The organism is Actinomadura parmotrematis, from assembly GCF_019458805.1.
GTDB classification, from domain to species: Bacteria; Actinomycetota; Actinomycetes; order Streptosporangiales; family Streptosporangiaceae; genus Spirillospora; species Spirillospora parmotrematis.
Genome location: NZ_JAIBOA010000034.1, coordinates 58859 through 78577 on the forward strand (window position 1 = coordinate 58859; position 19719 = coordinate 78577).

Consider the following 19719-nt stretch of genomic DNA (forward strand, 5'->3'; position numbering starts at 1 on the left):
GGATCACCGCGCTACCAGGTAGGAGAAGACGCTTTCCAGGGACTCGTCCGACGGGGACACCTCCCAGAGCCGCACCGCCGCGTCGCGGGCGAGGCGCGGCAGCAGCAGGGTGAAGCGGGCGAAGTCGACCGCCTCGACCTCCAGGCCCTGCGGGGTGAGCCGGACGCTGCGCGCCGTCCCGTCCGCGACGAGGGACGCGGCGAGCGCCCGGTCGTCGGAGGAGCGGACGAGGAACAGGTGCGGCCGGTCGGTCATCAGCCGCCGGATCTCGCGGAAGTCGCCGGACGCGGCGTGCCGCCCGGCGATCACCACCTCGATGTGCCCGGCGAGCCGCTCGACCTCCTCCAGGATGTGCGAGGAGAACAGGATGGTGCGGCCCTCGTCGGCCATCGCGCGGATGAGGTCCATGAGCTGGAGCCGCTGGCGCGGGTCCATGCCGTTGAACGGCTCGTCGAGCAGCAGCACCGCCGGGTCGTGCACGAGCGCCGACGCCATCTTGATGCGCTGCTTCATGCCCTTGGAGTACTGCCCGATGGTGCGGCCCGCGGCGTAGTCCATCTCGACGAGCCCGATCGCGCGCCGCGCCGCCGCGTCCGGGTCGGGCAGCCCGTGCAGCTTGGCCATCGCGACGATGAACTGGCGGCCGGTGAGGAAGTCGTAGGAGGACTCCCGCTCGGGGACGAGCCCGAGCCGCCGGTACACCTGCGGGTTGTGCCAGATCGGCTCGCCGTCCAGCGTCACCGTGCCCGAGGACGGCTGCAGGAAGCCGCCCATCATGTGGATGAGGGTGGACTTGCCGGCCCCGTTCGGGCCGAGCAGCCCCGTCACGCCGGGCCCGATCGTCATCGACACGCCGTTGACGGCGACGACGTCCCCGTACCAGCGCGACACCCCTTCGAGCCGCACCTCGCTCATGAGAGCCCCGCCTTCCGGAAGCGCGCGTACAGGACCGCGACGGACCCGCCGGCGAGCGCCGCACAGACGGCGAGCGCGACGAGGCCGCCGGTGACCCCCGGCGGGATGCCCGTCGCCGTCTGCGGGGCGCCGAGCAGCCGCACCTGGACGATGTCCACCAGGTTGAACGGCGCGAACAGGCCCATCCACGCCTCCAGGGTGAAGTCCGTGCGCTCCTCGGCGATGGCCTGCACGAGCCGCACGAACACCGTCGGCAGCAGGTAGACGGCGATGACGGCGGCGACGCCGAACCCGCGGCGCGGCGTGAACGCCGCCACGACCGTCCCGATCGCGGCGAGCACGACCGCGAACAGCGCGCAGCCGACGAGGGCGCCGAGGTAGTGCCCCAGGTGGTCGGCGCGGTGCGGCACCTTGGCGATGAGGCCGCCGGCGTACAGGACGGTCACCGGGACGGCCATCAGCGCGAACAGCGCCGTCACCATCGCGGCGACCTTGGCGAGCACGTAGTCCAGGTGGCCGACGGGCCGGGAGAAGTAGAGCGGGACGGTGTGGTGGCGCAGGTCCCGGGAGGCCAGCACCGGCGCCTGCGCGGCCAGGAAGATCGCGACGATCACCTGCACCTGGATCGGGTAGGCGCTGTAGTGGATGAGCAGCTCGGGCCGGTGGGTGATCGACACCGCGCCGACGTCGGCGAGCGCGGGGACGAGCACGATGAGGCCGAGCAGGAACGGCATCACCTTGGACCGGGCGGGCCGCCCGAGCCCGAAGGCGGCGCGCAGGTTGTGCACGAACAGCGACCGCAGCACGTAGGCGCGGCCGAGCCGCCGCCCCTCGTAGCGGCGGTAGCCGATGTCGTGGATGGTGCTGGTGGTCATCGCGGGCCTCCCGGGGGGCCGGGCAGGACGCCGGGCGGCGGCGCCTGCTGCTCGGTGAAGACCTCCTCGATGCGGTGCCGGCGCTGCTCCAGCCGGACGAGCCGCAGCTCCAGGTCGGCGACGCCGTCGCGGATGAGGTCGTAGGTGTCCTCGCCCGCCACCTGCACCACCAGGTGCCGGCCCTCGGGGTGGACCTGCACGCCCCGGTCGTGCAGGTGCCGCCCGAGGACGTCGCGGCCCTCCTCGACCTCGACGGTGAGGGCGCCGCTCGCGGTCGTGTAGGCGTCCACGGCCTGCGAGCGGAGCAGCCGCCCGCCGTCGACGACGACGATGTGGTCGCAGACCCGCTCCAGCTCGCCGAGCAGGTGCGAGGTGACGAGGACGCTGATGCCGAAGTCGGCGCCGATGCGGCGGATGAGCGCGAGCATCTCGTCGCGGCCCGCCGGGTCCAGGCCGTTGGTCGGCTCGTCCAGGAACACCAGGCTCGGGTCGTGGACGAGCGCCTGGGCGAGCTTGACGCGCTGCCGCATGCCGGTGGAGTAGCCGCCGATCGGCCGGTAGCGCTCCTCGTAGAGGCCGACGTGCCGGAGCGTGTCGGCGGCGCGCTCGCGGGCCGCCGACGGCGGCAGCCCGCACATCCGCGCCATGTGCACGACGAACTCGGTGGCGGACATGTCGGGCGGCAGGCACTCGTACTCGGGCATGAAGCCGACCCGCTCGCGGATCCGCATCCCCTCCCGGGCGATGTCCAGGCCGAGCACCTCGGCCCGGCCGGAGGTCGGCGGCAGCAGCCCGAGCAGGATCTTGATGAGGGTGGACTTGCCGGCGCCGTTGGCGCCGACCAGCCCGACGACGCCCTCGGGCACCGTGACGGTGAGGTCGTCCAGGGCGGTGACCCTGGGGAACCGCATCGTCAGCCCCTGGGTGGCGATGATCGGCATGCTCCGAACCTAGTGCGTGGCGCGACACGCCGCGTCACCCTTACGGACGATGCGCGTCCCTCCCGGGGGTGGGGACGGCGGGCCGCGGCCCGGCGGGCAGGCGCCCGGTGCGGCGCAGCACCGCCCACCAGACGGCGCGCTGCACGAGCAGCGTCAGCACCCCGGCGATGACCATCCCGGCGAGGTTGACGCCGAGCTGCAGCAGCGACCCGTCGATCTGGCTGCGGTGCTTCAGGCCGAGCGCGACGGCCAGGTTCCCGGCGGCGGGCACGGTCGTCACCGAGATGAACACCCCGACGAGCGTCGCGGACTTGCCGGACGTCATCGACAGCACCCCGGCGGCGCCCGCGAGCAGCGCCACGATGAACGACCAGCGGTCCGGGCTGTAGATGAACGCCGTCTGCGGGCGCTCGGCGGGCAGCTCGGACAGCTCGATGAGGCCCGTCCAGCGGCCGAGCAGCGTGCAGACGTAGGCGATCGCGATGGCGGCGGCGAAGCCGACGGCGAGGGTGCGCAGGGCCGCGCCGACGCGCCGCGGCCGGCCCGCGGCGATGCCGAAGCAGACCGCGGCGACCGCCGAGAACTCCGGCCCGACGACCATGGCGCCGACCACCAGGATCGACGAGTCGATGATCGCGGCGATGCCGGCGAGCAGCGTCGCGAGCACCAGGAACGTCACGAACGACCAGGTCAGCTCGGCGCCGGCGGCGGTCTCCCGGTCCAGCTGCGCCCAGACGACCGCGTCGTCGCCGGCGCCGGGCGCCCGCGCCTCGGCCCGCTCGGCGGCGTCCGACAGCGACAGGTCGATCTCCTCCAGCGCCAGCGACCCGTCGCGCTCCAGGTCCAGCGCGCAGAGGTCGCGCAGCACCTCGTTGGCGGCCTCGCGGGCGACGTCGGCGGTGACCAGGTCGCCGCGCGGGGCGCGGGCGGCGCCCGGCAGCACCACCAGGTTCGTCACGCCCGGATGGTCGGCGAGGACGGCGCAGGCGCGGTCCGTCCGGTCCGCGGGAACGATCGCTCGAAGGTGAAGCACGCGTCACATCGTGCCCTAAGGCGGCGGTGCGCCGCCGCCGTCCCCGCCGCAGGCCGTTTAATACAGCCGAAGCGGGGATATCTCAGGCGATCTCAGATGAGGGTGGTGGCGGGATGGTGCGTGCGCGCAGGTCGCTCGCGGCGGCGGCGGTGCTCGGGGTGCTGGCCCCGGCGGCGCTGGCCGGCTGCAACTCCGACGACACGGGCATCGGCGCGGGCAACGGGCAGGGCACCGCGCCAGCGGCGGCCAAGCCGGCGTCCAAGCAGGTCGCGGCGGCCCGCAAGGACCTGTCCGGGCTGAAGATCGCCTCGGAGGGCTCGGGGTCGGGCTACTCGCGCAAGCAGTACGGCGTCACCTGGAAGGACACCGACCACAACGGCTGCGACCAGCGCAACGACATCCTCGCCCGCGACCTCACCGACATCAGCAAGAAGGGCAAGTGCATCGTGATGTCGGGCAAGCTGAACGACCCCTACAGCGGCAAGCAGATCGACTTCACCAAGTCCAAGGCGATGCAGGTGCAGATCGACCACATCTACCCGCTGGCGCTGACCTGGCGGATGGGGGCCTCCGGCTGGAGCGCCGACAAGCGCGAGAAGCTCGCCAACGACCACGACGAGCTGATCGCCGTGTGGGGCACCCCGAACCAGCAGAAGAGCGACAAGGGCCCGTCGGAGTGGAAGCCGCAGAAGTCCTTCCAGTGCACCTACGGCGTCCGCTTCATCGAGATCGCCAAGAAGTACGGGCTGCCGGTGACGCGCGCCGACCACGACGCCCTCCAGGACTTCCTCGCGCGCTGTTGACCGCGCACCTGCGCATCGGGCGGCTGGAGTTCCCGGGCGCCGGGTAGGGCCGCCCCGGCGGGACGGCCCCGCGCCGGTCAGCCGAGATGCGTGCGGACGACGTCCGCGAGGCGCTCGGCGAGCCGCTGCGCGTCGTCGGCGCGGGCCGCCTCGACCATGACCCGCACCATCGGCTCGGTGCCCGACGGCCGGATCAGCACCCGCCCCGTCTCGCCGAGCTCGGCCTCGGCCTCGGCGACGGCCGCGGCGAGCTCCGGGGACGTCTTCGCGCGCGCCTTGTCGACGCCCTTGACGTTGACGAGCACCTGCGGCAGCCGCGTCATCACCTTGGCGAGCTCGTCCAGCGGGCGGCCGCGGCGGGCCATCGCGGCGAGCAGGTGCAGGCCGGTCAGCACGCCGTCGCCGGTGGTGGCGTGGTCGAGCATGATGACGTGGCCGGACTGCTCGCCGCCGAAGTTGTGCCCGCCCGCCTTCATCGCCTCCAGCACGTACCGGTCGCCGACGGCGGTCTCCACGACGGTGAGGCCGGCCTCGCGCATCGCCAGCTTGAAGCCCAGGTTCGACATCACCGTCGCGACGACGGTGCCGTTGGCGAGGCGCCCGGACTCGCGGAGCTCCAGCGCCAGGATCGCCATGATCTGGTCGCCGTCGACCTCCTCGCCGGCGGCGGTCACCGCGAGGCAGCGGTCGGCGTCGCCGTCGTTGGCGAGGCCGGCGTCGGCGCCGTGCTCGCGGACGGCGGCGCGCAGCGCGTCCAGGTGCGTGGACCCGACGCCCGCGTTGATGTTGAGGCCGTCCGGCGCCGCCCCGATGGTGATCACCTCGGCGCCGGCGCGGCGCAGCGCCTCGGGCGCCACGTCGGCGGACGCGCCGTTGGCGCAGTCCACCACGACGCGCAGGCCGTCCAGCGACACCGGCACCGACGACAGCAGGTGCGCGACGTACTGCTCGACGGCGCCGTGCGCGTCGCGGACGCGGCCGACGCCGGCGCCGGTCGGCGGCTCCCAGGAGCCGTCGCCGAGCAGCGCCTCGATGCGGTCCTCCAGCTCGTCGGGGAGCTTGTGGCCGCTGCGGTCGAAGAACTTGACGCCGTTGTCGGGCGCCGGGTTGTGCGAGGCCGACAGCATGACGCCGAGGTCGGCGTCCAGGGCGTGCGTCAGGTGCGCGACGGCGGGCGTCGGCAGCACGCCGAGCCGCAGCACGTCCACGCCCGCGCTGGCGAGGCCCGCGACGACCGCGGCCTCCAGGAACTCCCCGGACGCCCGCGGGTCGCGCCCGACCACCGCGACCGGCCGGTGCCCCGCGAACGCCCCGGACGCGCCGAGCACCCGCGCCGCCGCGACGGACAGGTCCATGGCCAGAGGGGCGGTGAGGTCGCGGTTGGCCAGCCCGCGCACGCCATCGGTCCCGAACAGACGACCCACAGTTGTTCAACTCCCGGAGAGACGGCGGAACCGCGCGGGCGGCGCCGGTCGGCGCGACGCCCCGCGCGGTCCCAATGTAGTGCGGCAAACCCCTGGAAACGCGGACGAGCCGCCGCACCCGTGCGCCGCCGCCCTCGGAAGGGCGGCGGCGGCGCCACGGGGGCGGCGGCTCGTGCCTGCGATCAGCGCTTGCTGTACTGCGGCGCCTTGCGGGCCTTCTTCAGACCGGCCTTCTTGCGCTCGGGCACGCGCGCGTCGCGGGTCAGGAAGCCCGCCTTCTTCAGCGCGGGGCGGTGCTCGATGTTGGCGAACTGCAGGGCGCGGGAGATGCCGAGCCGCAGCGCGCCGGCCTGGCCGGTGGTGCCGCCGCCGCCGACGCGGACGAGCACGTCGAACTGGTCCTCCAGGCCGAGCAGCACGAACGGCTCGTTCACGATCTGCTGGTGGACCTTGTTCGGGAAGTACTGGTCGAGGGTGCGGCCGTTGATGGTCCACTTGCCCGAGCCCGGCACGATGCGCACGCGGGCGATGGCCTGCTTGCGGCGGCCGGTGCCGGCGGCGGGGCCGGTCGCGACCGGCTGGCCGAGGAAGCCCTCGCCGGCGGCCTCGGGGGACTCGGTGGTGTACTCGGACGGCGCGTCCTCGTAGCTGTCGAACTCGCCCTCGGCGGGCGTCTCCGTACCGGTGTTCTCGGTCACGGCTCTCCTCGTGTGGTCTTCTGGCCAGGGCGGCTGGCCCGCACCCGCGGGTGCCCCGGCGGCCTCTGTACTGCCTCGCGTACGGGGTCGTACGTCCGGTCGTGCTCGTGCGTGGTACGCGGCGGGGAGCCGCGCGTGCTACTGCTTGACCTGGGTGATCTCGAACGGCACCGGCTGCTGGGCCTGGTGCGGGTGGTTCGGACCGCGGTAGACCTTCACCTTGCCGAACATCTGGCGGCCGAGGCTGTTCTTGGGCAGCATGCCCTTGATCGCCTTCTCGACGGCGCGCTCGGGGTTCTTCTCCAGCAGGTCGCCGTAGGCGACCGAGCGGAGACCGCCCGGGTAGCCCGAGTGCCGGTAGGCGCGCTTGGTCTCGCGCTTGTTACCGGACAGGGCGACCTTGTCGGCGTTGATGATGATCACGAAGTCACCGGTGTCCAGGTGCGGCGCGTAGTACGGCTTGTGCTTCCCCCGCAGCAGCTGCGCGGCCTGGCTCGCGAGCCGGCCGAGCACCACGTCGGTGGCGTCGATGACATGCCACTGACGCTGTACATCAGCGGGCTTAGGGGTGTACGTGCGCACGGTGGTGGCCTTCGTTCTAGTCGACTTCTCAGCGGATTCCTGCTCGCGCCGATCAGAGATACCCGATCCGAGACGGCGCTCCGGGAGGCCGGGCCCGTTGAGATGGACGCGGGACGCGCGGAACCGCACGGCATCACCCGAAGGAGATCGGGGGGTGCTGTGCGATGGTGCGCGTGCCCGCCGGGCACCGGCACTGTTGCGGACCTCCCGCCCCGGCAAGGGGCAGGCGACACTACAACGAACTAGCAGGATACCCAGCCGCGCGGGCACGGGTCAAAGCGGCTCGTTGCGGCCCCGTGGTGGCGGCCCTGCGTCGCGGCACCGCGGTGGCGGTCTTCCGGCCGCCTCCAGTATGCCCGAGGAGGTCCGCGCCCCGGCCCGGTTCGACGCCGCGGACAGGCCCATCTACCGGGAAGGACGGACTTATCTTTCCTTTAGGGATAAGGTGCCGCCCAACCGGTCCCCCCCTCGCCGGCCCCGCCCGGCCCGACTCCGGGAGGCCCTGCTGTCCCCCTCCAGCAACCGCCCCCGCCCGTCCCGCTCCTACCCCGACCCCTACGACCGTCCCGGCCCCTACCAGCGCGGCGACTCCCACGACCGCGGCGACCGGCGCCGCCGCGGCAGGTCCGCGCTCGCGGTGACCGCCGCCGTCGCCGGCGCCGCCCTGGCCGCCGGGACCGGCGTCCTGCTGAACGGCGCCGTCTCGCCCGGACCGTCGGGGCGGCCCGCCGCCGCGCTGGACGGCCGCCAGGGCTCGGACGCCCCGGACGGCGGCGCGCCCGCCGCGTCGCCCGCCTCGTCGTCGTCCCCCGCGCCGAGCCGCCGGGCGAGCGCGCCCGCCGACCAGGCGCCGCCGCCCCTCAAGCGCATCCACGTGCCGGCCCCGCGCACGGCGAGTCCGACGCCGAGCACCTCGCCCGGGGGCTCCTCCGGCGGCGGCGACAGCGGCACCGGCGGTGGCGGCGGCGGGACCCCGGCGGCCGGGACGGGCTCCACGAGCACCGAGGCCGCTGTGGCGTCCCTCACCAACTCCGAGCGCGCCAAGGCGGGCTGCCCCGCCCTCCGCGTGGACGCCCGGCTCGTCACCGCCGCCCGCAAGCACTCGGCCGACATGGCCGCCCACAACTACTTCGACCACAACTCCCAGGACGGCACGACGCCCTGGACCCGCATGGAGCGCGCCGGGTACAGCGACCCCGGGGCCGAGAACATCGCCATGGGGTACGCCACGGCGGCGGCCGTCATGAAGGGCTGGATGAACAGCCCCGGGCACCGCGCGAACATCCTCAACTGCAAGCTCCGCGCGATCGGCGTCGGCCGGGCCGGCAGCAGCCGCGGCCCCTACTGGACGCAGGATTTCGGCTGGTCGTAGATCCGTGCCCGGACGGCCCCCGGCAGGCCGTCCGTCCGGTTCGCCCCCGTGTCACGGCCACCGTTAGGTAAGGTCCAAGCCATGGGTTACCCGGGCGATCAAGGCAAACCCGGCGGCAGGCCGTCCGCCGGCCGGCCGCCGCAGGGGCCGTACGCACCCGGTGCGGAGCGGCCCCCGGCGGCTCCGTACGGCGGCGACGAGGCCGGCTGGGACGACGATCCCACCGACCGCTCGCCGCGCGCGGCGGGCGGCGGCCACGGGCAGCCGTCCTTCGGCCCGCCCCCGTCCTACGGGCGCCAGGCCGACGACACCGACGTCCAGGTGGCCGGGCAGCGCTTCGCGCCGCACGACCGGGACGGCGGGCTCTACCAGGGCGGCCACTACGGCAACGAGCAGTTCCCGACGGGCGGCTTCCCGGTCGTCGACGACGGCTACGAGAACGGCCCCGGCGGGCCGGGCGGGCCCGGCGGGGGGTACGGCGGCGCGCAGTTCGACGGCGCGCCCGACGGCTCGGCCCGCGCGTCCAAGCGGCGCACGCCGCTCGTCGTCGGCGGCGCGCTCGTCGCCGGGCTGGTCCTCGTCGGCGGCGGCTTCGGCGCCGCGGCGATGCTGAAGAAGGACGACCCGAAGCCGGCCAAGAAGGCGCCCGCCGCGGGCACCGCCCCGGCGGCGCAGGCGACGCCGAGCCCCAGCGAGACCCCGCTGGAGCCGGTCAAGCTGAAGAGCCGCGACACCGACCCGCAGCCGCTCACCGCCAAGGAGTTCGGCAAGTCGGGCTTCAGCGCCGACCAGCAGAAGTACAAGCGGGCCGCCTTCAAGTCCGGCTCGTGCAGCGGCGTCGTCGCGGGGGCCAAGCTCGTCGCCGCCGTCAAGAAGGCCGGGTGCAGCCAGGCGCTCCGCACCACCTACACGCGCACCGATGGCAAGCTCGTCGGCACCGTCGGCGTCCTCAACCTCAAGACCGAGGACGGCGCCAAGAGCGCCGCGCGCGCCGCGCTCGCCAAGGACGCCTACCTGAAGCCGCTGCCCGGCGGCGGCACCACGGCGAAGATCGGCGTCGGCGAGGCGGTCGGCACCGCCCAGGCCCAGGGGCACTACCTGGTGATGACCTGGGTGCAGCGGCCGAACGGCAAGAAGATCCCCGACGCCTCGCAGAAGTACGCGCAGGCGTTCGCCCAGGCGGTCATCAAGGGCAGCGGCCTCACCTACGCCCTGGCCTACCGGGAAACCGAAGGCAAACCCTTCCACAACTGATCGGTATGAGTACCTTTCTGCCCATGTCTGGATCTGACGAGGCCAAGGACCCCCGCCCCGAGGACGGCACCGCCGGCACCGCCGACGCCGCCCCGGGCCCTGCGGCTCCGCCCAGTTTCGGCAGGACGGGCGCCGGGGACGAGGGCGAGCTCCGCCTGCCCGCGTTCGGCCTGCGCCGCCCCTGGTGGGCCGCGTCGGAGTCCGCCGAGCCCGCCGAGCCCGCCGCCCCGCCGGAGGGGGACGCCGCGCAGCCTCCGGTCGAGGAGACGGCCGAGCGGCCCGCCGGGGGACCGGCGCCCGCCCTCCCCCCGCTCACCCAGTCCGACCTCACCGACCGGCTGGTCGCGGGCGCGGGCATGCGGAAGCCGGCCGCGCCGCCGCCCCCCGAGGAGACCCGCACCGACATCCCGGCGCAGCCCCCCGCCGGAGCGCCCTTCAACGAGACGCGCCCCGACGGCGTCCCCGCCATGCCGCACCCGGACGGCGGCCCGCACCCGGTCCTCGTCCCCGACGCGATCCTGCCGCCGGGCGCCACGCCGCCCGCCGCGGGCTCCCTGCCCCCGGCCGCGCCGCCCGCACCCGAGGCGCCCCCGGCCGAGCCCGCGCCGACCGTCATCACGCCGCTGTACCACGCCGAGGGCGGCCTCTCGATCGACGCCGGGGCCGCCGGGCCCGCCGCGGAGACCCGCGCCGACCTCGGCCCGGTCGTCCCCGGCGGTCCCCCGCCCGGCGAGGCGCCCGTCAGCACGCAGCCGTTCCGGCCGTTCGACGGCCCGCCCGCCGGCGGCCGGCCGTCCGCCGAGCGCGGGACGGGCGGGCGCCGCCGCCTGCCGCTCATCGTCGGCGGCGCCCTGTCGGCGGCCATCCTCCTCGCGGCGGCCGGCTACGCCGTCCTCGGCGGCTCGGACGGCGACGCGAAGCCGGCCGCCGCGCCCTCCCCCGCCGCGTCCGCGACACCGTCCGCCACGGCCACGGCCACGGCTCCGGCGCCCGCGCCCGTCGACATCGGCAGCGTCAAGACCGACCCGAAGCCGCTCGGCCTCGCCGAGGTGTTCCCCACCTCGCCGCTCCAGCTCGGCGGCCGCACCTACCTGCGGGACCGCTCGTCGGTGAACCACGACTGCCGCCTCGCGGCGCGCGGCGCCATGGCGGCCGCGCTCGTCGCGCAGGGCTGCCGCAGCGTCGTGCGCGCCACCTTCATCGACAAGGAGCGCTCGCTCGCCGTCACCAGCGGCGTCGTGGTGATGCCCGACCAGGCCGCCGCGCAGCGCGTCAGCCGGGCCGGCGCGCCCGACCGCTACGAGTGGTTCCGCGGCATGGGCGGCAAGCGCTCCCAGCAGATCGACCAGGCCGGCGGGTACGCCGCCTCCACCGTCCGCGGCCACTACGTCGTCTACGCCTACGCCCAGTTCGCCGACGGCGAGCGCGACGGCGGGTCGGGCGGCGAGCTGAAGCAGATCACCCAGCACTTCCTCGACTACGGCATCCGCCCGCTGGACGCCCGCGCCCGCTGACCCCCCGGTCACCCGACGTCGAGATGCGGCGTGTTGGCCTCTTGAATCGTTTCATTCGGCCAACACGCCGCATCTCGACGGGTAGTGACCAGGTGGTCAGGGGGTGTCGGGGACGGCGGGCCGGGCGGGCTCGGCGGCGGCGGTCGCGTTCAGCGTCCGCACCCGGCGGGTCTGCTGGGCGCGCAGCGCGAGGTCGGCCGCCTCCGGGTAGCCGATCTCCTCCAGGGTGAGGCCGTGCGCGGGCGCCACGTTCACCGCCGAGTCGCGGACGCGGGCGGCCAGCACCTCCGACGGCCACTCGACCTCGCGGCGGCCGTCGCCGACCGACAGCATCGCGCCGACGAGCGCCCGCACCATCGAGTGGCAGAACGCGTCGGCCTTCACGGTCGCGACCGCGACGCGCGGCGCCTCCCGCGCCCACTCGAAGCGCTGCAGCTCGCGGATCGTCGTGGCGCCCTCCCGCTTGCGGCAGTAGGACGCGAAGTCGTGCTCGCCGACGAGCAGCCGGCTCGCCTCGTTCATCCGGCCGAGGTCCAGCGGCCGCGGGTGCCACAGCACGTCGCGGCGGCGCAGCGGGTCGACGCCGACGGGGTCGTCGCACACCCGGTAGGCGTAGCGGCGCCACAGGCCGGAGAAGCGGGCGTCGAAGCCCTCCGGCGCCGGCGCCACCTTCCAGATCCGCACGTCCGGCGGCAGCAGCCCGGCGAGGCGCCGCGCCATGCCGTTGACGGCCTGGTAGGCGGCGACCGGCAGCACCACGTGCGCGACCTGGCCGCGCGCGTGGACGCCGGCGTCGGTGCGCCCGGCGACGGTGAGCATGGGCGGCGGGTCGAGCCGCATGAGGCGCCCGAGGGCCTCCTCGATGACGCCCTGGACGGTGCGCTGGTTGGGCTGGCTGGCCCAGCCCGCGAAGTCGGTGCCGTCGTACCCGATGTCGAGCCTGAGCCTTACCAAAGCGGTCATGTCAGCCGGGGTGTCCTTGTCCGTTCGTCATCGTCCCTGCCACGGTTCTCCCACCTCACCGGGCACCACCCTGGCGCTCCGCCCGGCGCGCCGCCGGTCCCCTGACCCGACCATGGGGCAAGTGTGGCAAAGAACAGGCCCGCCGTCCCCGTCAGGGGGCGGCGGGCCCGCGGCGCGTCGCGCCCGTGCTCGTGCCGTCGCCTACTTGGCGTCGTCCTCGGCGGCCTCGGCCTTGGCCTCGGCGGCCTCCGCCTTCGCCTCGGCGGCCTCGGTCTCGGCCTGCTCGGTCTTCTCCTCGGCCGCGTCCGCCTTGGCCTCGGCCTGCTCGGCCTTCACCTCGGCGTCGGACTTCGCCGGCTCGGACTTCGCCGGCTCCGCCTTGGCCGGAGCGGCCTTGGTGGTGGCGGTGAGCTGCTCGGTCACCAGCTCGATCACGGCCATCGGGGCGTTGTCGCCCTTGCGCGGGCCGAGCTTGGTGATGCGCGTGTAGCCACCGGGACGGCTCTCGTAGCGCGGCGCGATCTCGGTGAAGAGCTCGTGCACGACGCCCTTGTCCCGGATCACCGCGGCCACCTGGCGACGGTTGTGCAGGTCGCCCTTCTTGGCCTTGGTGATCAGCTTCTCCGCCAGCGGGCGGACCCGGCGGGCCTTGGCCTCGGTGGTGGTGATGCGGCCGTGCTCGAACAGCGCCGTCGCCAGGTTGGCGAGGATGAGGCGCTGGTGCGCGGCGCTGCCGCCGAGGCGGGCGCCCTTGGTGGGCTGAGGCATGCTGCTTCCTTCCTGCGCCGGCCGTGTCAGGTACCGGCGTCAGCTGACGGACCCCGGGCCGGCGGAATCCGGCCCGGGGCGGCTACGCGAGACTCAGTACTGCTCGGTCTCGGCGTAGGAGGTGTCGTCGTCGCCGTAGTTGTCGGCCGCCGCGCTCGGGTCGAACCCGGGCGGGGAGTCCTTCAGCGAGAGGCCCATGTCGTTGAGCTTCTGCTTGACCTCTTCGATCGACTTGGCGCCGAAATTCCTTATATCCAGAAGGTCCTGCTCGCTGCGGGCGACCAGCTCGCCCACGGAGTGGATGCCCTCGCGCTTCAGGCAGTTGTAGGAGCGGACCGTGAGGTTCAGCTCCTCGATCGGCAGGGCCAGGTCCGCGGCGAGCGCGGCGTCCGTCGGGGACGGGCCCATGTCGATGCCCTCGGCCTCGACGTTCAGCTCGCGGGCGAGGCCGAACAGCTCGACGAGGGTCTTGCCGGCGGAGGCGACCGCGTCGCGCGGCAGCATCGCCTGCTTGGTCTCCACGTCCAGGATGAGGCGGTCGAAGTCGGTGCGCTGCTCGACGCGGGTCGCCTCGACCTTGTAGGTGACCTTCAGCACGGGGCTGTAGATGGAGTCGATCGGGATCCGGCCGATCTCCTGGCCCGGCTGCTTGTTCTGCGCGGCCGAGACGTAGCCGCGGCCGCGCTCGACCGTCAGCTCCATCTCCAGCTTGGCCTTGTTGTTCAGGGTGGCGATGTGCAGGTCGGGGTTGTGCACCTCGACGCCCGCCGGCGGCGCGATGTCCGCGGCGGTGACCTCGCCCGGGCCCTGCTTGCGCAGGTACATGACGACCGGCTCGTCGTGCTCGGAGGAGACGACCAGCTCCTTGAGGTTCAGGATGATGTCGGTGACGTCCTCCTTCACCCCCGGCACGGTCGAGAACTCGTGCAGCACGCCCTCGATGCGGATGCTGGTGACCGCCGCGCCCGGGATGGACGACAGCAGCGTGCGCCGCAGCGAGTTGCCGATGGTGTAGCCGAAGCCCGGCTCCAGCGGCTCGATGGTGAACCGGGACCGGTACTCGTCGACCTGCTCTTCGGTGAGAGTGGGACGCTGAGCGATGAGCATGGGTGTTCCTTCTTCCCGCGGCGACCGCTATTTGAAGCCGCGAATGGAGTTCTTCCCAGTATCGCCGGAGACCCGCGGGGCGGTTCCCGCAGGTCTCCGGCGAACGGTGAGCGCTACTTGGAGTAGAGCTCGACGATCAGCTGCTCCTGGATCGGAGCGTCGATCTGCTGGCGGACCGGCAGCGAGTGCACGAGGATGCGCATCCGCTCGCCGTCCACGCCGAGCCACGCCGGGGCGGGCCGCTCGCCGTTCTCGGCCTTGGCGACCTGGAACGGCGTCATCTCCAGCGACTTGGTCTTGACGTCGACGATGTCGGCCTCGGTGACCAGGTACGACGGGATGTCGACCTTCTTGCCGTTGACCCGGATGTGGCCGTGGCGGATCAGCTGGCGGGCCATGTCGCGCGACTTGGCGAAGCCCGCGCGGTACACGACGTTGTCCAGGCGGCGCTCCAGCAGCGACAGCAGGTTCTCACCCGTCTTGCCGCCCTGGCGGTTCGCCTCGACGTAGTAGTTGCTGAACTGGCGCTCGAGGACGCCGTAGATGCGCTTGGCCTTCTGCTTCTCGCGCAGCTGCAGCAGGTACTCGGTCTCCTTCGGCCGGCCGCGACCGTGCTCACCCGGAGGGTAGGGACGGATCTCGATCGGGCACTTGGGGCCCTCGCACTTGCTGCCCTTGAGGAACAGCTTCATCTTCTCCCGACGGCACAGCTTGCAGTCGGCACCGGTGTAACGAGCCATGATTCCTAACTCCTCCGCTGCCTCAGACGCGCCGGCGCTTGGGCGGGCGGCAGCCGTTGTGCGGGACAGGGGTGACGTCCTGGATCGAGCCCACCTCGAGGCCGGTCGCCTGCAGCGACCGGATGGCGGTCTCGCGGCCCGAGCCCGGGCCCTTCACGAAGACGTCGACCTTGCGCATGCCGTGCTCCATCGCGCGCCGGGCGGCGGCCTCGGCGGCCTGCTGCGCGGCGAACGGGGTGGACTTGCGCGAACCCTTGAACCCCACGTGGCCGGAGGAGGCCCAGGAGATCACGTTGCCGTTCGGGTCGGTGATCGAGACGATCGTGTTGTTGAACGTGCTCTTGATGTGGGCGTGCCCGTGAGCGACGTTCTTCTTTTCCTTGCGGCGCACCTTCTTGGCGCCGACACGGCTCTTGGGAGGCATCTGCTCTCTCTACTCCTGAGGTCGTCGATCCGCCGGGCGCGCGGCCCGGCCGGACTGCTACTTCTTGCCGGCCTTCTTCTTGCCGGCCACGGTCTTCTTCTTGCCCTTGCGGGTGCGCGCGTTGGTCTGGGTGCGCTGGCCGTGGACGGGCAGGCCGCGGCGGTGCCGGATGCCCTGGTAGCAACCGATCTCGATCTTGCGGCGGATGTCGGCCTGGATCTCGCGGCGGAGGTCGCCCTCGATCTTGTAGTTGGCCTCGATCCAGTCGCGGAGCTGGACCAGCTCGTCGTCGCCGATCTGGTGGACCCGCAGGTTGCCGTCGATACCGGTGCCGGCCAGGGTCTCCTGGGCGCGGGTGCGGCCGATGCCGAAGACGTAGGTGAGAGCGATCTCCAAGCGCTTGTCGCGCGGGAGGTCGACGCCGAGGAGGCGTGCCATCGTGGGCAGTCCCTTCATTGCGCGGAGGTATGGGCACATCGCGTCCGCTCACACCCTGCCCGGGTGGCGGCCCCGGCCTCCGCCGGTCCGAGGGTCTCCCTTCACACGGCCGTGCCGTACGACGTCCGGTGGACGCGTACGGCACCGTGGGGAGGGCTTGCGATGCACGTATGGGGTGGTGCACCGGAGCCGGCGCGAACCGGCTCCGGCGACCAGGGCCTGATCAGCCCTGGCGCTGCTTGTGGCGCGGGTCGGAGCAGATGACCATGACCCGGCCGTGCCGGCGGATGACGCGGCACTTGTTGCAGATCTTCTTGACGCTCGGCTTGACCTTCACTGGGTCTCCTAAGTGGATCAGGGTCACCCCCGGGCCGCCACGCCCGGGAGAGGCAACCCCAGTGGCTGATTCTTCGGCGATCCACCGGCGCTCGCGCGCCGGGGTCGTCGTCCGTTCGTTCCGCGCGGGGCGGATCGCCTGACGACTACCTGCTCGACACCGGTGCGGCCGGGATTTCGTCCCGGCCGGTCGCGGTGCCGACCGGACCTACTTGTAGCGGTAGACGATCCGACCGCGCGTGAGGTCGTAGGGGCTCAACTCCACGACGACGCGGTCGTCCGGCAGGATCCGGATGTAGTGCATCCGCATCTTGCCGCTGATGTGGGCGAGCACCTTGTGCCCGTTGTCGAGCTCCACCCGGAACATGGCGTTCGGGAGGGACTCGATGACGGTGCCCTCGATCTCGATGGCGCCTTCCTTCTTGGGCATGTCCTCCGCGCTTCGCTGATCGGCTCATGGGACGCGGCCCGAAGAGCGCCCGAAGGAAGACCCGCGAGGGCCTGCCAGGGGATGCCCGGCCCCCGCACGCCGCGACGCCGCACCGCACGGGCGGGCGATCGGGCAGGATGAGAAGGCGGCCGGAAACGGACCGACACAGGAGTTTACGCCACCGCCCCGCCGAATGCGAAATCCTCGCACGATCCGGCGGCGGAGACTGCTCCCGACACCAGCATACCCCGCTCCCGCGTTGTACCTTTCCAGAGAGAGAAAACGTCCAAGGAGGACGTCCAGGGAGGATCGGATGCCGAGCTATGACTTCGCTCTGATCCTCAGCCGTCCCCTGTACGAGGCCGAGCTCGACCCGCTGTTCGACCGCACCGGCGGCCTCGTCACCGTCTCGATCATCGCCGAGCCGCAGCACGCCGACCGGTCCGGGAACGCCTCCTGCACCTGGCAGGCCGGCACCCTCGCCGAGGCGATCATGACGGTGACCGCGCACCTGGAGGAGAGCGCCCCCGGCCTGCACGTGCTGCGCGTCGAGGTCGACCCGCTGCTCACCATCCGCGACATCGCCGAGCGGGTCGGCCGCTCCGCCGACTCGGTCCGCCTGTCGATCACCGGGGCGCGCGGCCCCGGCGGCTTCCCCGCCTCCGAGCTGTCCACCGGTGGCCACCGCCTCTGGCGCTGGTCGAAGGTCGCCGCCTGGTACGGCGTCGAGGACGCGCACCTGCGCGAGGCCCGCCCCACCGCCCAGGCCATCAACGGCTGGCTGGCGCTGCGCGACGTCGTCCCCGACATCGCGCCCGCGCCCGAGGTCGTCACCTCGGCCCTGTCGGCCGTCCTGCACGTCGCCTGACGGCGCCCGCACGGACCGGCCTCCTCAGAGCGCCCCGGTGAGATCCGCCACACCGTAGGCCGCCGTGAACGCCGCGTAGACGACCAGGTCGCCGGAGACGAGGCGCAGCTCGGGCGCCGCGCCCCCGGGCCGCGACGGCGCCCGGTAGCCGCCCTCCGGCGGCGCCGCCGACCCGACCACCCGGAACACCGCCACCGTGTCGTCGGCGCGCACCACCCCGACGAGGTCGCCCGCGCGCAGGTCGGCGAGGCGCGCGAACACCAGGTCGCCGACGAGCACCGCCGCGCCGGGCCGCCCCGGCGTCGGCCCCCCGGCGAACCAGCCGGCGAGGCCCGGCTCCTCGGGCGGCGGCCCGGCGATGGCCCCGCCGGCGCCGAGCCCGACGCGCGCGAGCGGCGCGTTCACCCCGATCCGCGGGATGGTCACCGCGCTCGGCAGCGCCCGCCCGAGGCCGCCGGCGAGCGGGACGGGCCGGCCGTCGCGCGGAGCGCGGCCGGCGGGCGGCCGCGGATGGCGCCGAACGCCCGCGCAGCGGGTAGGTTGCGAAGCGGAGCCGAGCGCGCAGCGGTCCTGCCGCGGCCGGCGACGCCGACAGTGCCTGCTCATGCTCCGGACGACCTCCTGCGATGATCACCGGCGGGCGCGGCCCGCCGGGCGTCGCTCCCCTGGGCCGCCCCGGGAACGGACGGAACCGGTGATCTTGTTGTCCCCGGGGCGGGTCGACAGTGCGGTCAACCGGGCGCAAAGATCGTCCCAGCGCCGGGCGGCGCCGGGGCGGGGGCGGCCGCGGCGTCCGGCCGCGCCCGCACGACGAGGGGGTAAAGGGGATCGATGGCGATCATCGCGCAGCTCAGCGACATCCATCTGGCGGCCGGCCGCGACGGCGAGGTGGACGACGCCTCGGGCCCCGTCCGGGCCCTGCGCACCGCGGTGTCGAGCCTGCTGTCGCTGCCCGCCCGCCCCGACGCGGTCGTGCTGACCGGCGACCTCGCCGACGGCGGCCGGCCCGCCGAGTACGCGCGGCTGCACGCGCTGCTGTCGCCGCTGCCGATGGCGGTCTACCCGATGCCCGGCAACCACGACGACCCCGACGCGCTGCGCGCCGCCTTCGCCGACCACCCGGCCCTCGCCGCCACCGCCGGCGGCCCCGTCCAGTACGCGGTGGACGTCGCGGGCGTCCGGCTGGTCTGCTGCGACACCACCGTCCCCGGCCGCCCGCACGGCGCCATGGACGCCGGCCGGCTCGCCTGGCTGGACGCCGTCCTCGCCGAGGCCCCCGACGCCCCGACGGTCGTCGCGACGCACCACCCGCCCTACCCGATCGGCATCCGCTTCATCGACGACATGCGGTTCGTGGACCCGTCCGGGTTCGCCGAGGTGATCACCCGGCACGGCCAGGTCGCGCGGATCATCAGCGGGCACGTGCACCGCGGCTCGGCGGGGATGCTCGCCGGGCGGGTCGCGACGACCTGCCCGAGCACCTACCACCAGCTGTTCCTGGACCTCAGCCGGCCGGGCCGCGCCGCGATCACCGGGGAGCCGGCCGGGTTCGCCGTCCACCTCGTCGGCGACGACGGGACGGCCACCACCCACTACGTCCCGACCGGCAACTACCGCCCGCTCATGGACGTCGAGTAACGAGCGGGCCGGGGTCAGTCGCGGCGCCCCCGGCCGCGGTCGCCGAACAGGTATCCGGCGAGGATGAGCGCGCCCCACGGCCCCATGACCCAGATGGGCCAGAAGTTGTCCACGGTGCCGGTCGTGATCGCGCTGATCAGCCAGATGACCGTGCAGACGAGGCTGACCGACGCCCACGAGCCCCAGGCCGCCCACGCGCGGCCGTGCTGGAGGTGGCCGCCGTGCGCCTTGGCCGCCCCGCCCTGCGGGGCGCGCTGGGAGGCCGGGACGGGCCGGGCGTGCAGGTCCTCCTCGGGCAGGTCGGAGGTGACCTCCTCCAGCTGCCCGAGCGTCCTGGCGGCGTAGACGGCCTCGATGCGCTCCTGCAGCTCGTCGGTGGTGATCCGGCCGAGCGCGCAGTGCTCGCGGAGGGCGCCGGCGACGCGGTCGCGGTCGGCGTCCGAGGCGCGGATCTCCGGATTGGACGCCATGCCGTTCCCCTCGCTCGCCTCTCCCCGCCCGCTCCGGGCGGGGACCTACCAGTCTGCCCGATCCACCGGCGGCACAACCTCGTCCCCAGGGTGGAACGATCACCCCGACCCGGGGGTGGACGGGCG

Annotated in this window: 23 protein-coding genes; 6 read left to right on the top strand and 17 right to left on the bottom strand. The window is 73.7% G+C overall.

All coding sequences use genetic code 11. The features are described 5' to 3' along the window. Positions 1-3: 3 nt before the first annotated feature. From K1Y72_RS34175 to K1Y72_RS37485, 4 genes are read right to left on the bottom strand one after another with little or no spacing between them, the layout of a single operon-like run. The gene (locus tag K1Y72_RS34175; RefSeq protein ID WP_220170673.1) at positions 4-915 is read right to left on the bottom strand and encodes an ABC transporter ATP-binding protein; all 912 of its coding nucleotides are present in this window, start codon (positions 913-915) and stop codon (positions 4-6) included. Next, on the bottom strand, positions 912-1790 hold the full coding sequence (locus K1Y72_RS34180; protein ID WP_220170674.1) for an ABC transporter permease: 879 nt from the start codon (positions 1788-1790) through the stop codon (positions 912-914). The genes K1Y72_RS34175 and K1Y72_RS34180 overlap by 4 nt, the downstream gene beginning before the upstream one ends. Continuing rightward, positions 1787-2731, bottom strand: coding sequence for an ABC transporter ATP-binding protein (locus tag K1Y72_RS34185; RefSeq protein WP_220170675.1), 945 nt, complete (start codon positions 2729-2731; stop codon positions 1787-1789). Before K1Y72_RS34185 ends, K1Y72_RS34180 begins: the two co-directional genes overlap by 4 nt. A 40-nt stretch (positions 2732-2771) precedes the next feature. Beyond that, complete coding sequence (locus tag K1Y72_RS37485; protein ID WP_220170676.1) at positions 2772-3764, bottom strand: DUF389 domain-containing protein; 993 nt, start codon at positions 3762-3764, stop codon at positions 2772-2774. A 113-nt stretch (positions 3765-3877) separates the two neighbouring features. On the opposite strand from K1Y72_RS37485, the gene K1Y72_RS34195 reads away from it, so the two are divergent. Beyond that, a complete protein-coding gene (locus tag K1Y72_RS34195; protein WP_220170677.1) occupies positions 3878-4567 on the top strand; it encodes an HNH endonuclease family protein in 690 nt (229 codons plus the stop codon). A 77-nt stretch (positions 4568-4644) separates the two neighbouring features. Here the strand turns inward: K1Y72_RS34195 and glmM are convergent, their stop codons facing one another. The 3 genes from glmM to rplM form a co-directional block, all read right to left on the bottom strand. Then, positions 4645-5991: a phosphoglucosamine mutase gene (gene glmM / locus K1Y72_RS34200; protein WP_220170678.1), complete on the bottom strand. Its 1347-nt coding sequence runs from the start codon at positions 5989-5991 to the stop codon at positions 4645-4647. 182 nt (positions 5992-6173) lie between these two features. Further along, positions 6174-6689, bottom strand: a complete 516-nt coding sequence (gene rpsI, locus K1Y72_RS34205; RefSeq protein WP_220170679.1) for a 30S ribosomal protein S9 — start codon at positions 6687-6689, stop codon at positions 6174-6176. A 138-nt stretch (positions 6690-6827) separates the two neighbouring features. Continuing rightward, a complete protein-coding gene (gene rplM, locus K1Y72_RS34210) occupies positions 6828-7271 on the bottom strand; it encodes a 50S ribosomal protein L13 (protein ID WP_220170680.1) in 444 nt (147 codons plus the stop codon). A gap of 445 nt (positions 7272-7716) precedes the next feature. Between rplM and K1Y72_RS34215 the strand changes: the two genes are divergently transcribed. From K1Y72_RS34215 to K1Y72_RS34225, 3 genes are all read left to right on the top strand, one after another. Continuing rightward, the gene (locus K1Y72_RS34215; RefSeq protein ID WP_220170681.1) at positions 7717-8643 is read left to right on the top strand and encodes a CAP domain-containing protein; all 927 of its coding nucleotides are present in this window, start codon (positions 7717-7719) and stop codon (positions 8641-8643) included. 81 nt (positions 8644-8724) lie between these two features. Continuing rightward, positions 8725-9897, top strand: a complete 1173-nt coding sequence (locus tag K1Y72_RS34220; RefSeq protein WP_220170682.1) for a hypothetical protein — start codon at positions 8725-8727, stop codon at positions 9895-9897. A 23-nt stretch (positions 9898-9920) separates the two neighbouring features. After that, positions 9921-11411: a hypothetical protein gene (locus K1Y72_RS34225; protein WP_220170683.1), complete on the top strand. Its 1491-nt coding sequence runs from the start codon at positions 9921-9923 to the stop codon at positions 11409-11411. A 96-nt stretch (positions 11412-11507) separates the two neighbouring features. Here K1Y72_RS34225 and truA read toward each other — a convergent pair whose 3' ends face one another. From truA to infA, 8 genes are all read right to left on the bottom strand, one after another. Beyond that, the gene (gene truA, locus K1Y72_RS34230; protein ID WP_220170684.1) at positions 11508-12374 is read right to left on the bottom strand and encodes a tRNA pseudouridine(38-40) synthase TruA; all 867 of its coding nucleotides are present in this window, start codon (positions 12372-12374) and stop codon (positions 11508-11510) included. A 201-nt stretch (positions 12375-12575) separates the two neighbouring features. Further along, a complete protein-coding gene (gene rplQ, locus K1Y72_RS34235) occupies positions 12576-13142 on the bottom strand; it encodes a 50S ribosomal protein L17 (RefSeq protein ID WP_220170685.1) in 567 nt (188 codons plus the stop codon). Between the two features lie 93 nt (positions 13143-13235). Further along, entirely contained in the window at positions 13236-14249 is a 1014-nt protein-coding gene (locus K1Y72_RS34240) for a DNA-directed RNA polymerase subunit alpha (protein WP_131944806.1), read from the bottom strand. Positions 14250-14362: 113 nt separating this feature from the next. Next, entirely contained in the window at positions 14363-14989 is a 627-nt protein-coding gene (gene rpsD / locus K1Y72_RS34245; RefSeq protein WP_220170686.1) for a 30S ribosomal protein S4, read from the bottom strand. Positions 14990-15011: 22 nt separating this feature from the next. Then, positions 15012-15413: a 30S ribosomal protein S11 gene (gene rpsK, locus K1Y72_RS34250; protein ID WP_021596710.1), complete on the bottom strand. Its 402-nt coding sequence runs from the start codon at positions 15411-15413 to the stop codon at positions 15012-15014. A 57-nt stretch (positions 15414-15470) separates the two neighbouring features. Further along, a complete protein-coding gene (gene rpsM, locus K1Y72_RS34255; protein WP_220170702.1) occupies positions 15471-15851 on the bottom strand; it encodes a 30S ribosomal protein S13 in 381 nt (126 codons plus the stop codon). A 223-nt stretch (positions 15852-16074) separates the two neighbouring features. Further along, the gene (gene rpmJ, locus K1Y72_RS34260) at positions 16075-16188 is read right to left on the bottom strand and encodes a 50S ribosomal protein L36 (protein WP_021596712.1); all 114 of its coding nucleotides are present in this window, start codon (positions 16186-16188) and stop codon (positions 16075-16077) included. A 207-nt stretch (positions 16189-16395) separates the two neighbouring features. Continuing rightward, a complete protein-coding gene (infA, locus tag K1Y72_RS34265) occupies positions 16396-16617 on the bottom strand; it encodes a translation initiation factor IF-1 (RefSeq protein WP_018657567.1) in 222 nt (73 codons plus the stop codon). Between the two features lie 313 nt (positions 16618-16930). Between infA and K1Y72_RS34270 the strand changes: the two genes are divergently transcribed. Beyond that, entirely contained in the window at positions 16931-17485 is a 555-nt protein-coding gene (locus K1Y72_RS34270; RefSeq protein WP_220170687.1) for a hypothetical protein, read from the top strand. Between the two features lie 24 nt (positions 17486-17509). Here the strand turns inward: K1Y72_RS34270 and K1Y72_RS34275 are convergent, their stop codons facing one another. Beyond that, the gene (locus tag K1Y72_RS34275; RefSeq protein ID WP_220170688.1) at positions 17510-17911 is read right to left on the bottom strand and encodes a sortase domain-containing protein; all 402 of its coding nucleotides are present in this window, start codon (positions 17909-17911) and stop codon (positions 17510-17512) included. Between the two features lie 405 nt (positions 17912-18316). Here K1Y72_RS34275 and K1Y72_RS34280 point away from each other — a divergent pair, with 405 nt between their 5' ends. Continuing rightward, the gene (locus K1Y72_RS34280; RefSeq protein ID WP_220170689.1) at positions 18317-19123 is read left to right on the top strand and encodes a phosphodiesterase; all 807 of its coding nucleotides are present in this window, start codon (positions 18317-18319) and stop codon (positions 19121-19123) included. 14 nt (positions 19124-19137) lie between these two features. Here K1Y72_RS34280 and K1Y72_RS34285 read toward each other — a convergent pair whose 3' ends face one another. Continuing rightward, positions 19138-19593, bottom strand: coding sequence for a DUF1707 SHOCT-like domain-containing protein (locus K1Y72_RS34285; protein WP_220170690.1), 456 nt, complete (start codon positions 19591-19593; stop codon positions 19138-19140). Positions 19594-19719: the final 126 nt, after the last annotated feature.

What these genes read in the sequence shown, in the direction of transcription:
- K1Y72_RS34175 (WP_220170673.1), bottom strand. Translation starts at nt 915, where the DNA reads ATGAGCGAGGTGCGGCTCGAAGGGGTGTCGCGCTGGTACGGGGACGTC.
- K1Y72_RS34180 (WP_220170674.1), bottom strand. Translation starts at nt 1,790, where the DNA reads ATGACCACCAGCACCATCCACGACATCGGCTACCGCCGCTACGAGGGG.
- K1Y72_RS34185 (WP_220170675.1), bottom strand. Translation starts at nt 2,731, where the DNA reads ATGCCGATCATCGCCACCCAGGGGCTGACGATGCGGTTCCCCAGGGTC.
- K1Y72_RS34195 (WP_220170677.1), top strand. Translation starts at nt 3,878, where the DNA reads ATGGTGCGTGCGCGCAGGTCGCTCGCGGCGGCGGCGGTGCTCGGGGTG.
- K1Y72_RS34220 (WP_220170682.1), top strand. Translation starts at nt 8,725, where the DNA reads ATGGGTTACCCGGGCGATCAAGGCAAACCCGGCGGCAGGCCGTCCGCC.
- K1Y72_RS34225 (WP_220170683.1), top strand. Translation starts at nt 9,921, where the DNA reads ATGTCTGGATCTGACGAGGCCAAGGACCCCCGCCCCGAGGACGGCACC.
- truA (WP_220170684.1), bottom strand. Translation starts at nt 12,374, where the DNA reads ATGACCGCTTTGGTAAGGCTCAGGCTCGACATCGGGTACGACGGCACC.
- rplQ (WP_220170685.1), bottom strand. Translation starts at nt 13,142, where the DNA reads ATGCCTCAGCCCACCAAGGGCGCCCGCCTCGGCGGCAGCGCCGCGCAC.
- K1Y72_RS34240 (WP_131944806.1), bottom strand. Translation starts at nt 14,249, where the DNA reads ATGCTCATCGCTCAGCGTCCCACTCTCACCGAAGAGCAGGTCGACGAG.
- rpsD (WP_220170686.1), bottom strand. Translation starts at nt 14,989, where the DNA reads ATGGCTCGTTACACCGGTGCCGACTGCAAGCTGTGCCGTCGGGAGAAG.
- rpsK (WP_021596710.1), bottom strand. Translation starts at nt 15,413, where the DNA reads ATGCCTCCCAAGAGCCGTGTCGGCGCCAAGAAGGTGCGCCGCAAGGAA.
- rpsM (WP_220170702.1), bottom strand. Translation starts at nt 15,851, where the DNA reads ATGGCACGCCTCCTCGGCGTCGACCTCCCGCGCGACAAGCGCTTGGAG.
- infA (WP_018657567.1), bottom strand. Translation starts at nt 16,617, where the DNA reads ATGCCCAAGAAGGAAGGCGCCATCGAGATCGAGGGCACCGTCATCGAG.
- K1Y72_RS34270 (WP_220170687.1), top strand. Translation starts at nt 16,931, where the DNA reads ATGCCGAGCTATGACTTCGCTCTGATCCTCAGCCGTCCCCTGTACGAG.
- K1Y72_RS34280 (WP_220170689.1), top strand. Translation starts at nt 18,317, where the DNA reads ATGGCGATCATCGCGCAGCTCAGCGACATCCATCTGGCGGCCGGCCGC.
- K1Y72_RS34285 (WP_220170690.1), bottom strand. Translation starts at nt 19,593, where the DNA reads ATGGCGTCCAATCCGGAGATCCGCGCCTCGGACGCCGACCGCGACCGC.